Genomic DNA, 13,189 nt, shown 5'->3' with positions numbered 1-13,189 from the left:
CATACTTTAAACTGTTTAAACCTATTTTTTATGTAAAGCGTACAAAAAGTGCTTAAATTTTGATTTTAGGCACATTTAACTAAATTTGGATTATACCAAAACCAAGTTTATGTATCAATTAACAGTACCTGCAGATCGCGTTAACGAATCGTTAAGTAAGCACATTTTGGCCGATGGTTTCGACCTGACTTATGATATGGAAAAAAGTCATGGTGCTTACATTTACGATGCTAAACACAACAGAACTTTACTCGATTTTTTCACTTGTTTTGCTTCCGTCCCTTTAGGTTATAACCATCCTAAAATGATCAACGATGAAGCGTTTAAAAAAAATCTTCTCCTCGCTGCATTAGCCAATCCATCGAACTCTGATGTTTACACCCAGCAGTATGCACAGTTTGTTGAAACATTTTCCAAAGTCGGTATTCCTGATTATCTGCCACATGCTTTTTTTATTGCCGGTGGTGGCTTAGCAGTAGAAAATGCAATTAAGGTAGCCATGGATTGGAAAGTTCAGAAAAATTTTACGAAGGGATATACTGAAGAAAAAGGTTTTAAGGTTTTACACTTTGAAAGGGCTTTTCACGGTAGAACGGGTTATACTTTAAGCTTAACCAATACCCTACCCGATAAAACGAAGTGGTTTGCCAAATTCGATTGGCCAAGGGTGGCTGTTCCGGAAGTTAAATTTCCACTTTCTGGAAATAATTTAAGTCATGCCATTCAGACCGAAGAAACATCTTTAGCGCAGATCAAAAAGGTTTTTGCAGATAATGAAGACGATATCTGCGCGATAATTGTAGAACCAATCCAATCTGAAGGTGGAGATAACCACTTACGTGAAGAATTTTTGATCCAACTTAAGGCCTTAGCCGATGAAAATGATGCCTTTTTGATTTATGATGAAGTACAAACTGGCGTTGGGTTAACCGGCAAATTCTGGTGCCATCAACATTTTAGTGAAAAAGCTCGGCCAGACATCATCGCTTTTGGAAAAAAAATGCAGGTTTGCGGTATCCTTGTCGGCAATAAGGTAGACGAAATTGAAACCAATGTATTTAAAGTGCCAAGCCGCATTAACTCAACTTGGGGAGGCAATTTGGTTGATATGGTTCGTTCTACGCAGATCTTACAAATTGTAGAAGAAGATCAGCTTTGTGAAAATGCAGCAAAAGTAGGTGTGTACTTAAGAGATCAACTGGAAAACCTATCGAATAAATTTGATCAAATGACAAATGTTCGTGGAAGAGGTTTGTTGTGTTCTTTCGATTTCCCGACAAAAGAAATGCGTAATGCATTTATTGGGAAAGGATTGGAAAACAATGTGATGTTTTTGGGCTGTGGTGAAAAAACAATACGCTTTCGTCCGGCACTTTGCATTGAGCAAAAGCATATTGACGAAGGCTTGACGGTTATGGAAAAAATATTGCCTTTATTGTAGGCATGAATAGAAAATGGTTAGTTTATTTCTTAGTTGCAGGCATTTTAGTAGTGATCTTTTTCATGGTTAAGGCTGTTTTTGATCAGCCTGGGATTGAGGACATGAAAGCCGGTTTTAAAGAAGTTGCCAAGTATAGAAATGCAAACAATACTGGTCCGGTACAGCGCATTTATGTAGTTACGGTTAAAGATTCGGTATGGAAAGAAATGGAAGATTATGGCAATTTAATGCCCCATACCAAATACGGCAATACAAAAGTTTACTTCTTTATGGAAAATGCCAATGTTCCGAAAACTTTGGAGCCTGGAGAAGTAAACTTCGATTCTCAATATAATAAATCCTGTATAGCGCTATTCGAAAAAAGTGCAATGAGCCAGGTAGCATTTAATAAGTATCCGTTTTAGACATAGATTTTTTTTGTATAATTACAAATGAATCGTGATTATAGTTCGATAAGTCCATCAGCAAAATCGCTTTTACTTGCCAAAAGTTTAACGGATATTCCCTTTGTTGCTGATGCTGTTAAGTTAATTTACGGTAACGACGCCCTTGAAAAATTATATGATAAAGATTTTGATGAGGTATTTTTAAAACGCTTGGTGCATTTTGAGAGTAGATATTTATCTCTGGATAGCTTACTTTTTGCATCAGGCTCTTTAAATATTATAGAAATTTCTTCTGGTTATTCTTTCAGAGGCTTGGATCTGGTTTTAAGGCATCCGACTATCTATTATTTGGATACTGATTTACAAGGCGTAATCGATATCAAAAAAGATTTGGTCGATCGGCTAATTATTGATGAGAAATTACAACTAAAGGGTAAACTCAAAATCGAAGCTTTAAATGCTTTGGATGAAGACGCCTTTTCAAATGTTATAAATCAAATGCCTCTCGGCCCGATTAGTATTATAAATGAAGGTTTATTGGTATACTTAAATAATGAAGAAAAGATATCACTATGTAAAACCATCCATAAATCATTAAAACAAAGAGGTGGTTATTGGATCACTGCTGATGTATATGTTAAACGAGCAGCACTTAAAAATGAAACCAATGATCATTTTTCTCAGTTTCTGGAAGCACATCATGTAGAAGATAATAAGTTCGATAGCTTTGAACAGGCAGAACATTTCTTTCTTGAACAAGGTTTCAAATTGACAACTAAAGCAACTTCAGTTTGGCATCAACTTTCCTCGCTAAAATATATTGATATTGAATTATTAAAAAAAATGAAAGAGCAGGCGGATAAAATTGGGAGAATCCGAGAAACCTGGGTGTTAAAAGCGATTTAATGAAGTGAAGCAAGGCTACAATACGCTATTCCAATTCTAAAATACTTTTTCTTGTAGCGCTATGCCTGTGCAAAACATTAAGTTCCTTCCCGTTTTACGCTTATACGCTTCGCTGCCTCGTACCTCGTTGCTGCAGGGTATCGCTTCAAACAGGGCTAAATGGCCAAAACAGTATTTCATTTTTGAGGTTGCAGGGGCCACTAACTTTTGTTCAATAAACCTGACAGCAGCGGCAGCTCCCGACTTCTCGTCGGGACTACAGCGAATGGCAGGACTACAGCACCCATGAAATGCTGACATTCATTTCCTAACCTAAAAAATCCTGCTATTTATCTTACTATATCAGCCTTCGACTACGCACAGACTGGCAAGCAACTAATTACTCCAACTCAAAACTCACGAAGTTTCCCAAGCTGCTCTTACCCTTTCAAACTTCATGAGTTCCCTCCACCTAAACAAATGCAGAGAAACCCGTTATGGCTCTACCTACAATCAGCGTATTAATTTCTTTTGTACCCTCATATGAATAAATTGCTTCAGCATCGGCCACAAAACGTGCTACATTATATTCCAATAAAATGCCGTTTCCACCCATTACCTCACGGGCCTTACTCACCACATCACGTGTACGTAACGAACAGAATACCTTGGCTAACGAAGCGTGTTCGTCTTTCAACAAGCCCTGATCCTGTAATTGTGACAACCTAAAACATAATGTTTGCATTGCTGTTAAATTAGACAACATCTCAACCAAATGGTTTTGAATCAATTGAAAAGATGCAATAGGTTTACCAAACTGTTTTCGGGTGCGGGTATAATCCAATGCATTTTCGTAAGCGCCACGTGCGCAGCCAACAGCCTGCCAGGCCACCCCTGCCCTTGTCATTTGCAATACCTTTGCTGTATCTTTAAATGAGTTTGCATTTTGTAAGCGATCGGCTTCTTCTACTTCACAATTGGTTAAAGTGATAATTCCATTCTGCACAATCCTGAGGGCCATTTTATCCTGCATTTTTTCTACCGCAAAACCCGGATTATCCTTTTTTACAATAAAGCCCTTCACTTCTCCACTCTCTTCATCTCGCGCCCAAATAATTAAGATATCGGCAAAAGTGGCATTACCGATCCATTTTTTCTGACCATTTAATATCCATTTGCCATCTACTTTTTTGCAGGTTGTAGTGAGTCCTCCAGCAGCAGCAGAGCCCACTTCCGGTTCAGTTAGTCCAAATGCACCGATAATTTTAAATTGCTGCATCAATGGCAACCATTGCTGTTTTTGTTCTTCCGATCCACATAAATAGATCGATCCCATTGCCAAACCACTCTGTACACCAAAAAAAGTAGAAATTGAGGTATCTATCCGCGCCATTTCCATCGCTAAAATCCCTTCCATCAAATTCGATTTCCCCGGACAGCCATAACCTTTATAGGTTAAACCACAGATATTAAGTTCAGCAAGTTTTGGAATAATTTCGAAAGGAAATTCGGCTTTGTTCCAGTAATGGTTTACAATGGGTTTTACTTCTTTTTCTAAAAAAACACGCACTTTTAACTGGAGTTCGCGATCCTCATCGTTGAGCGCTTCGTCGCCTAAATGGTAAAAATCACCTTCAATTGGTGGTAATTCTCTCTTTTTACCCGGTCCACCCATCATTTTCATCATTCCCTGAATCTGTTTATCATCCAGATTGGATATGGTTTCGACCATTTTGGGTAAATCGACTTTTTTCGATAAAGCTTCTAACTTACCGAAATCTATATGTTTGAAAAGGTTGTACGCATTTTTGAGAGAAGAGAATATATTCGCCATTATTATTCGTTTTGAGAATAACAAACGAAGAGCGGTTTTGTTGGACTGTCAAAATAACCGCAAAGGGCGCTAAGTTTTTCGCTAAGGAAAAGAAAGAGAAATCTTAGTAAGACAAATCCCTACAGCTTTGCGTACTCTGCGGAACACTTCTTTTCTTTGCGGTTAAAAAAAGTTACCTTAAATCAAACAAACTATCAACACCCAATAATTTCCTTGAGGTAAAACCTTCGCCAAAAGTGGTACCAATGCTTTTACCAAATTCCCTCGAACGGCCAATTACGCTTTCGAAAAACTCTGGTGAAGAAATATAGGTTTGCAAGCCATCTACATCAGGATTATAAAATTGTGTTTTAAAAGCTTTGATCGATTCAATTTTCTTATCCATATGGTCAGATATATCCACAATGATATCAGGTTTTAAGTACCTGTCTTGAATATATTGCAATAATAACCTTGGGCGGTGCGCTTCTTGTTTAACGCCATCTATCGATGTTTCTATTTTTGGCAAGCCTGATAAAAAAACCGAATCGTACACCAAATCGCCTGCACGTCCATGATCAGGGTGACGGTCTTCCAGCGCATTGCTTAAAATAATTTCTGGTTGGTATTTCCTGATGGCTTTAATTACTTCTAAACGGTGAAATTCATCATTCTGAAAAAAGCCATCCCTCATTCTCAAATTCTCGCGAACATGTAAACCTAAAATTTTTGCAGAGTCTGCGGCCTCTTCATCCCTTGTTTCTGCAGTGCCACGCGTACCCAGCTCGCCTCTCGTTAAATCTACTATTCCAACTTTTTTACCAAGGGCAATATGTTTTAAAATAGTACCTGAACAGCAAAGCTCTGCATCATCAGGATGCACGGCTATAACTAAAATATCTAACTTCATGATGTAATTATTGGGTATTTTGGCTCAGCAGTTGCTGAATTTTCTTTTTAATTTTCGAACTCAATGGCTTGGTGAAGGGTAAGAAATAATCTTCCAACTCGCCATTTTTGTTCACGATATATTTATGAAAGTTCCAACGGGGTTTCGAACTTAATTTTGAGTTTTGTTTTTTATCGCTCAGAAATTGATAAAGCGGGTGGGCATGTGCACCACGTACCATAATCTTATCAAAAACCGGAAATTTTACACCATGGTTAATCTCACAGAAAGATGCAATATCGGATCCATTAAGCGGTTCCTGCTTTCCAAAATCGTTGGTCGGAAAGCCCAAAATTTCAAAATCAGGGCTATTAATCTCGTCTTTTAACTGTTGTAATTCTTTCAATTGTGGCGTAAAACCACACTCTGATGCGGTATTTACAATTAAAACAACTTTGTTGCGGTAGGCTGATAATGGCTGCTCTTCGCCATTAATTTTTTTAACCTTAAATGAATAAATATTCGGAATGCGTTCCTGCATTATATGTTATTGATAAAATCCTGAGGTACGGATAATAGATTCTATATCCCTATCCTCGTTCGGATCGTAAGTGCTTTTTAAATTATGTCCTACCACTCGGGCCACAATCTGATAAGAAAACGCAGCGAAACCGCCTTTGGTCTGCTTTACAATATCATATGTTGTTCTGCCCACTTCACGATCGATCAGTTTCGTCAAAATCTGACCTTGAGTAATGGTTAATTCTTTAATTTCGCGGTTAAACATATCTTTAATTTCTTTATCACATTGTTTAACCAGTTGTTTTTGTTCCTTTTTCTCCGGCGTACGGGCAATATCCTGCTCTAATTGCTCATATCTGCGCTTTGCAAATAAGGCGTAGGGCATTACTTTTAATACATTATACCTTAATCGGTTATATGCGGCCTGTTCTGCCGGCGATTTCCAGATTCTAGCCGCGTAAATAGATACTTCGTTAAGCTGCATCCATGGAATCATTACACCATTATCATTTGTTGAGGCTACTCTTATTGTATCGCTTTTACCCAATTTAGGGAATATTGGCGCAGCAGGATCCTGAGCCCGTAGCGAAATGCTACAAATCATTACAATACAAAGAAAAAAGAGCCCTTTAATTTTCATAAATTTATACTTTTACAAAGTTAGGTGTTATTTCATATATTAGGTGTTTCACAAAACTAATATAAGTTTTATTCATAAATAAGACGCAATTTTTACGCAAAAAATACAAATGAAAACAGAGTTAGTGATTGATTTAGAGGCGGAAAAGCAAGAGATTCTAAAAAGATATAGGGCATTACTACGGGCAAGTAAATCTACTTTACAAAAGGGCGATAAAAAAGAAATCAGGAAAGCTTTCGATATGGCACTGGAAAGCCATAAAGATATGCGCCGAAAGTCTGGCGAACCTTATATCTATCACCCTATTGCTGTAGCGCAGATTGCTGCTGAAGAAATTGGCTTAGGAACAACCTCTATTGTATGTGCCTTATTGCACGATGTGGTAGAAGATACCGATATCACTTTAGAAGATATTGAACGAGAATTTGGCAAGAAAACCGCTAAAATTATCGACGGTTTAACCAAAATATCTGGCGTTTTCGACACCAATAGCTCTTTACAGGCTGAGAATTTCCGTAAAATGTTGCTTACCCTGGCAGATGATGTGAGGGTAATCCTGATCAAACTTGCCGATCGTTTGCATAACATGCGTACAATGGATTTTATGCCCCGCCACAAGCAGCTTAAAATCGCTTCAGAAACCATTTATTTATATGCACCATTAGCCCATAGATTGGGTTTATATGCCATAAAATCAGAGTTGGAAGATCTTTCGATGAAATATCTCGACCCTGACACTTACAAATTCATTGCAAAAAAATTAAACGAGAAAAAAGCTGAACGTGCGCTTTTCATCAAAAAATTCGTCGAACCGATTGATGAAATTGTTCACGAACAAGGATTAGTGGCCGATGTTTACGGCAGACCCAAATCAATCCACTCCATCTGGAACAAGATGAAAAAGAAAAATATTCCTTTCGAAGAGGTTTACGATCTTTTTGCCATCCGGATTATTTTGGACTCGGCACCTGAAAATGAAAAGGCCGATTGCTGGAAAGCGTATTCTATTGTTACCGATTTATATCGTCCAAATCCTGATCGTTTACGCGATTGGGTTTCCTCTCCAAAAGGAAATGGCTACGAAAGTTTGCATACTACGGTAATGGGACCACGCGGACAATGGGTTGAGGTACAGATCCGTACACAACGCATGAACGAAATTGCAGAGAAAGGTTTTGCTGCACACTGGAAATACAAAGAATCGAGTAATGATAACGGTCTGGATCAGTGGATCCAGAAAGTCCGCGAAATGCTGAGCAACCCGGAAGCCAATGCTTTAGATTTCCTTGACGATTTCAAGATGAACCTTTTCTCGGATGAGATTTTTATTTTCACGCCAAAAGGCGCCTTGATTCAGCTGCCTTTAGGTGCTACCGCGTTAGATTTTGCTTTTGAGATCCATACCGATGTAGGTGCAACCTGTATAGGCGCTAAAGTAAATCACAAACTGGTTCCTATTTCGTATAAGCTTCAAAATGGCGATCAGGTGGAGATTATCACCTCAAGCAAACAAACACCTAAAGAAGATTGGCTAAATGTGGTGGTTACTGCCAAGGCTAAATCGAAAATTAAATCATCTTTAAAAGAAGAAAAGCGGAAAATTGCCGAAAATGGGAAGGAAATCTTAGAAAGGAAGCTAAAATCGTTAAAAATCACCTACAATACCGACAATCTACAAAAGCTAAGTTATTTCTTTAAACTGCCTTCTACACAAGAGCTTTTCGTTAATGTTGCTTTAGGAAAAATCGAACTGAAAGATATAAAAGAGTATCTATCGAGTGAGAAAGAAGTTGAAAACCGCGGACCAGAACGTCCTGAAAATCTTTCAGTTGACGGAATCAAGAGTAAAATTAAAGGCGGTGAATCTGATATTTTATTGATTGGCGAAGACATGCAGCGCATTGATTATACCCTGGCTGCCTGTTGTAACCCGATTCCCGGTGATGATGTTTTTGGCTTTATTACCGTGAGTGAAGGTATTAAAATACACCGTACCAACTGCCCTAACGCAGCACAGCTAATGGCTAATTATGGTTATCGCGTGGTGAAAGCTAAATGGAACAAACAGCAGGAATTAACTTTCTTAACTGGCTTACGCATTGTAGGCATTGATGATGTAGGTTTGATCAATAACATTACCAGGGTTATTTCTACCGACTTTAAAGTAAATATGAGATCGATTACTGTTGATACCAATGAAGGGATTTTTGATGGTTCGATTATGATTTTCGTAAATGATACCGAACACCTGGAAAATCTGATTAAAAATTTATTAAAAGTTAGAGGTGTTACAGGAGTAACGAGGTTTGACGCCTAATTAGTCCGAAAGTCGGAAGTCCGGAGCTAGAAGTCTAGATGCTAAGTTACACGCTATTTGCAGATTGAACTCCATAACTCCAGCTTATTACAACAATCAAAAATTACCAAATCTATGTAATCATTTCATCGGTGTAATCGTTTTTCAAAACAATTTACCTACCTTTGAATGGAGTTTAAAAACTATGTCTGAACAAAAAACAAATGAGCTCGTTCGCAAGATTTTTGAGGCTTATTTAGAAAACAAAAATCTACGTAAAACACCAGAGCGTTTCGCTATATTGGAAGAAATATATTCAAGAAACGACCACTTTGATGTAGAAACCCTTTATATCCACATGAAAAACCAAAAGTACCGCGTAAGTCGTGCTACGGTTTATAACACATTGGAGTTACTGGTTTCATGCGATTTAGTTACCAAACATCAGTTTGGTAAAAATATGGCACAATTCGAAAAATCTTATGGTTACCGCCAGCACGATCACGTAATCTGTATCGAATGTGGTAAAGTAGTAGAATTCTGCGATCCACGCATCCACCAGATCCAAACCATGGTTGGTGATCTTTTAAAATTTGATGTAAAACACCATTCGTTAAATCTTTATGGTTTCTGCTCTGATTGCAGTATGGCCAGAAAAGTAAACGAAAGCGCAGTAACAGCCGCAAAAATTGTACAAAATTAAATCAAAATACAAATAAAACCAGCTTAATTTATTAAATAATGACGCAAGTAGATGTACTTCTCGGCCTGCAATGGGGTGATGAAGGAAAGGGAAAAATCGTTGATGTACTAAGTCCAAAATATGATCTTATTGCCCGTTTTCAGGGTGGCCCAAATGCCGGACATACTTTAGAGTTCGATGGCAAAAAATTCGTTTTAAACACAATCCCTTCAGGAATTTTTAACGAAAAAACCATGAATCTTATTGGTAATGGTGTAGTAATCGACCCTATTATCCTAAAAAGAGAGTTAGATAATTTAAAAAAAGCTGGTCATGATCCTGTTGCCGATGGTAAATTGGTGATTGCCCGTAAAGCGCACTTAATTTTACCAACCCACCAATTATTGGATGCTGCAAACGAAGCGCGCATGGGTAAAAATAAAATTGGATCAACCCTAAAAGGTATTGGTCCGACTTATATGGATAAAACTGGCCGTAACGGTTTACGCGTTGGTGATACTACTCTACCTGATTTCAAAGAACGTTATGCCAAATTGGTAGAAAAACATACTGAAATCCTTTCTCATTACGAAGGTTTCGAATATGAATTGGCTGAGAAAGAAGCATCATTCTTTGAAGCAATCGAATTCTTAAAAACCATCCCTCATGTTGATAGCGAACATTATGTGAACGGTTTCTTAAAAGAAGGAAAAGCTGTTTTAGCAGAAGGTGCCCAGGGAACGTTATTAGACGTAGATTTTGGTTCATATCCTTTTGTAACTTCTAGTAACACCACAACTGCAGGTGCCTGTACTGGTTTAGGTATTGCACCAAATAAAGTAGGTGCTGTTTATGGTATCTTCAAAGCATATTGCACACGTGTTGGTGGCGGCCCTTTCCCTACTGAATTAGATAACGAAGTTGGCGAAAATTTACGCGCTTTAGGTCACGAATTTGGCGCAACTACAGGTCGTGCCCGTCGTTGTGGCTGGATCGATCTTCCTGCATTAAAATATGCCATCATGTTAAACGGGGTAACCGAATTAATTATGATGAAAGCTGATGTTTTGGATACTTTCGATACCATTTATGCTTGTACGCACTACGAATACAATGGCGAAACGATCGATTACATGCCATACGACATCATTTCAATCGAACCAAAACCAGTATTGAAAGCAATTGATGGTTGGGCTACTGATGTAACTAAAATTACTTCTGTAGATGAAATCCCAGCTAAATTAACTGATTATATAGCGTTCTTAGAAAAAGAATTAGAAGTGCCGATCAAATTCCTTTCAGTAGGACCAGATAGAGCACAAACTTTGGAGTTACGTTAAAACATAAGATTCCGTCGTCTAGAAATAAATTCAGGTTGACGGTTCATAAAAGAAAAGCAACCCACAATCGGGTTGCTTTTTTTGTTTACGTCGCCTATTGCTCTTTACGATCGTCTTCGTTTTTAACGATGATACAGGAGGTCCACATTTTTAATGTGATTAATGGATTAAGTGGTAACATTGCTTTTCTCACTAATCTAATAGCCAAAATAAATTGGAGAAAACATATTTAGCTCCTTTCGGAATTACAAGATCCCGAGGAACAGAAACAACAATCTCTTTTGGAATGCTAGTTTTAATATCGCTTTTCATAATGCAAACATTATTGTCAAAAGGAATACTTTTCTCGGGATCACAATCAGCGAAGACATAAAGCGTATCTCCAGTAGATTGTTGTCTGCATAAATATAAGTTTGCTAATTGTTTATTTGTCTCATCCTTTTGTGTGTTTGGAAAATATTCTATAATATCTACTATAGCACATGAATCATCCGTCATATCCATTTTTACTTTTGCCTTCTGGAGTTCGTACAAATGAATTTTTCTATGCTCAATCCTCGAGCATCCCAATATTAATAAACTGATACATAGACAAAACAGATACTTTACTTTCATAACATAATTATCATTCAAGATAAAAATTAATTTCTTACAATTATCAACGCTATTTTTACCTTTGCCGCAGCTTGAAAACCACACAAAACATATCCAATTTTAAACAAAAAGCTTTGCATTGGGCCAACAAGTTCGAGGTTTGCTGCTTTTTAGATTCAAATAACTACAAAGATGCCTACTCGGCCTACGATTTCATTATCGCAGCTGATGCACATCATGAACTAAAATGCGCGGTAGGTAATGCGTTTGATCAACTAAAAAGCTTTTATGCTACGCATAAACAGTGGATTTTTGGCTTTTTCAGCTACGATTTAAAAAACGAAATTGAAGAGTTAAATTCTAATAATTCTGACAACTTAGACTTCCCTGATCTTTACTTTTTTGTTCCAAAATATTTAATCGCCTTTAAAGATGGCAAGGCGGAGGTTTTGCTTGGTCATCCTTCCATTTTAGCAGATATCGAATCCTTTCAGCTTCAGGTAAAAAATCAATCGAAAGCGATAACAATAGCACAAAGATTATCAAAAAATCAATATATCCATAAGGTCGAGGCTTTAAGAGATCATATTATTCGTGGCGACATTTATGAAGTTAACTTCTGTCAGGAGTTTTTTGCTGAAAATATAGAAATAGATCCCGTTCAAACTTTCGAGGTGTTAAACCAGGTTTCTCCTACCCCATTTGCTGGTTATTTTAAAGTTCAGGGTAAATATATTTTATCTGCTACGCCAGAACGTTTTTTGTGCAAACGTGGATCGAAACTCACTTCACAACCAATAAAAGGCACTGCAAAACGAAGTTCTGATCTGGCAGAAGATGAAGCCATAAAGCTGCAACTCAGGAATGATATTAAAGAGCAGGCAGAAAATGTAATGATTGTTGATCTGGTACGCCACGACCTCACTAAATCGGCCGTTAAGGGTTCTGTTACTGTTGATGAATTATTTGGCATCTACAGCTTCCCACAGGTCCATCAAATGATTTCTACCATTAGCTGTAAACTAAATCCAGCGGTTCACTTTATCGACGCCATTAAAAATGCATTTCCAATGGGCTCTATGACAGGTGCGCCAAAGGTAAAAGCAATGAAATTAATTGAAGAATATGAAGTAACCAAAAGAGGTATTTATTCCGGTTCCTTTGGCTGCATCAGTCCAGATGGTGATTTCGATTTTAACGTGGTTATCCGTAGTATTTTGTACAATGCTGAATCTGGTTATTTGTCCTTTCAGGTTGGGGGAGCCATTACCTACCAAAGCAATGCCATTTTAGAATACGAAGAGTGTTTGTTGAAAGCCAGTGCAATTTTGAAGGTACTGGGTAGTTAATTTGTCAGTTGTCATTAATTCATTGTTTTTTTTATAGGATGTCATTCTGAGCACAATGAAGAATCTTTAACCCAAAATTTTCTAGCTGTAGCGTCTTTTATAGTTGTAGCGTCCCCAATGCTATTAAGTTAAGCTATTTATATGCTTGGTGCAACCTGCTTTTATTTTGCCGAACTTTAATTCTGGGAAAGCTTCTTGTTGGCTTTACCGCAACTACAGTTTTAGAAATTTGCTCTATTAGCTGTTTAATTATTGTTTTCAGTTTTGATCCCATTACTAACTCAATTAGGCTGTTCCTGACAAATCTGAATGCATTTTGCCAGTTGAAGATATAACCGTATCTTCTTTTATC

12 protein-coding genes are annotated in these 13,189 nt (G+C 37.6%); 7 read left to right on the top strand and 5 right to left on the bottom strand.

Translation table 11 applies throughout. The features are described from left to right. Positions 1 to 109 precede the first annotated feature (109 nt). Genes lat through LQ227_RS19250 form a run of 3 tightly spaced genes read left to right on the top strand, consistent with a single transcriptional unit; the run spans position 110 to position 2,733 of the window. A complete protein-coding gene (gene lat / locus LQ227_RS19260) occupies positions 110 to 1,441 on the top strand; it encodes an L-lysine 6-transaminase (protein WP_230150591.1) in 1,332 nt (443 codons plus the stop codon). Positions 1,442 to 1,443: 2 nt separating this feature from the next. After that, a complete protein-coding gene (locus LQ227_RS19255; RefSeq protein ID WP_230150589.1) occupies positions 1,444 to 1,845 on the top strand; it encodes a hypothetical protein in 402 nt (133 codons plus the stop codon). A 27-nt stretch (positions 1,846 to 1,872) separates the two neighbouring features. Further along, entirely contained in the window at positions 1,873 to 2,733 is an 861-nt protein-coding gene (locus LQ227_RS19250; protein WP_230144824.1) for a hypothetical protein, read from the top strand. A 451-nt stretch (positions 2,734 to 3,184) separates the two neighbouring features. Here the strand turns inward: LQ227_RS19250 and LQ227_RS19245 are convergent, their stop codons facing one another. The 4 genes from LQ227_RS19245 to LQ227_RS19230 form a co-directional block, all read right to left on the bottom strand. Then, a complete protein-coding gene (locus tag LQ227_RS19245) occupies positions 3,185 to 4,546 on the bottom strand; it encodes an acyl-CoA dehydrogenase family protein (RefSeq protein ID WP_230144823.1) in 1,362 nt (453 codons plus the stop codon). A 172-nt stretch (positions 4,547 to 4,718) separates the two neighbouring features. Continuing rightward, a complete protein-coding gene (gene bshB1 / locus LQ227_RS19240) occupies positions 4,719 to 5,435 on the bottom strand; it encodes a bacillithiol biosynthesis deacetylase BshB1 (RefSeq protein ID WP_230144822.1) in 717 nt (238 codons plus the stop codon). A 7-nt stretch (positions 5,436 to 5,442) separates the two neighbouring features. Then, the gene (locus tag LQ227_RS19235) at positions 5,443 to 5,955 is read right to left on the bottom strand and encodes a glutathione peroxidase (RefSeq protein ID WP_230150587.1); all 513 of its coding nucleotides are present in this window, start codon (positions 5,953 to 5,955) and stop codon (positions 5,443 to 5,445) included. A 6-nt stretch (positions 5,956 to 5,961) separates the two neighbouring features. Next, complete coding sequence (locus tag LQ227_RS19230) at positions 5,962 to 6,576, bottom strand: DUF4294 domain-containing protein (protein WP_230144820.1); 615 nt, start codon at positions 6,574 to 6,576, stop codon at positions 5,962 to 5,964. Positions 6,577 to 6,685: 109 nt separating this feature from the next. Between LQ227_RS19230 and LQ227_RS19225 the strand changes: the two genes are divergently transcribed. From LQ227_RS19225 to LQ227_RS19215, 3 genes are all read left to right on the top strand, one after another. After that, positions 6,686 to 8,893 carry a bifunctional (p)ppGpp synthetase/guanosine-3',5'-bis(diphosphate) 3'-pyrophosphohydrolase gene (locus LQ227_RS19225; RefSeq protein ID WP_055906427.1) on the top strand — a complete coding sequence of 736 codons (2,208 nt, stop codon included), beginning with the start codon at positions 6,686 to 6,688 and terminating at the stop codon, positions 8,891 to 8,893. Between the two features lie 184 nt (positions 8,894 to 9,077). Next, entirely contained in the window at positions 9,078 to 9,575 is a 498-nt protein-coding gene (locus LQ227_RS19220; RefSeq protein ID WP_230144819.1) for a Fur family transcriptional regulator, read from the top strand. A 38-nt stretch (positions 9,576 to 9,613) separates the two neighbouring features. Next, a complete protein-coding gene (locus tag LQ227_RS19215; protein ID WP_057933642.1) occupies positions 9,614 to 10,894 on the top strand; it encodes an adenylosuccinate synthase in 1,281 nt (426 codons plus the stop codon). Positions 10,895 to 11,086: 192 nt separating this feature from the next. On the opposite strand, the gene LQ227_RS19210 is transcribed toward LQ227_RS19215, so the two are convergent. Continuing rightward, complete coding sequence (locus LQ227_RS19210; RefSeq protein ID WP_230150585.1) at positions 11,087 to 11,428, bottom strand: hypothetical protein; 342 nt, start codon at positions 11,426 to 11,428, stop codon at positions 11,087 to 11,089. A gap of 152 nt (positions 11,429 to 11,580) precedes the next feature. Between LQ227_RS19210 and LQ227_RS19205 the strand changes: the two genes are divergently transcribed. Next, the gene (locus tag LQ227_RS19205) at positions 11,581 to 12,837 is read left to right on the top strand and encodes an anthranilate synthase component I family protein (protein ID WP_230144817.1); all 1,257 of its coding nucleotides are present in this window, start codon (positions 11,581 to 11,583) and stop codon (positions 12,835 to 12,837) included. Positions 12,838 to 13,189 lie beyond the last annotated feature (352 nt).

It is taken from the genome of Pedobacter sp. Bi27 (assembly GCF_918698255.1).
GTDB lineage: Bacteria > Bacteroidota > Bacteroidia > Sphingobacteriales > Sphingobacteriaceae > Pedobacter.
This window is presented reverse-complemented; position numbering and strand designations above follow the sequence as displayed.

Excerpts from the sequence above, each read along its gene's own strand:
- lat (WP_230150591.1), top strand. The coding sequence starts at position 110 with ATGTATCAATTAACAGTACCTGCAGATCGCGTTAACGAATCGTTAAGT.
- LQ227_RS19255 (WP_230150589.1), top strand. The coding sequence starts at position 1,444 with ATGAATAGAAAATGGTTAGTTTATTTCTTAGTTGCAGGCATTTTAGTA.
- LQ227_RS19250 (WP_230144824.1), top strand. The coding sequence starts at position 1,873 with ATGAATCGTGATTATAGTTCGATAAGTCCATCAGCAAAATCGCTTTTA.
- LQ227_RS19245 (WP_230144823.1), bottom strand. The coding sequence starts at position 4,546 with ATGGCGAATATATTCTCTTCTCTCAAAAATGCGTACAACCTTTTCAAA.
- bshB1 (WP_230144822.1), bottom strand. The coding sequence starts at position 5,435 with ATGAAGTTAGATATTTTAGTTATAGCCGTGCATCCTGATGATGCAGAG.
- LQ227_RS19235 (WP_230150587.1), bottom strand. The coding sequence starts at position 5,955 with ATGCAGGAACGCATTCCGAATATTTATTCATTTAAGGTTAAAAAAATT.
- LQ227_RS19230 (WP_230144820.1), bottom strand. The coding sequence starts at position 6,576 with ATGAAAATTAAAGGGCTCTTTTTTCTTTGTATTGTAATGATTTGTAGC.
- LQ227_RS19225 (WP_055906427.1), top strand. The coding sequence starts at position 6,686 with ATGAAAACAGAGTTAGTGATTGATTTAGAGGCGGAAAAGCAAGAGATT.
- LQ227_RS19220 (WP_230144819.1), top strand. The coding sequence starts at position 9,078 with ATGTCTGAACAAAAAACAAATGAGCTCGTTCGCAAGATTTTTGAGGCT.
- LQ227_RS19215 (WP_057933642.1), top strand. The coding sequence starts at position 9,614 with ATGACGCAAGTAGATGTACTTCTCGGCCTGCAATGGGGTGATGAAGGA.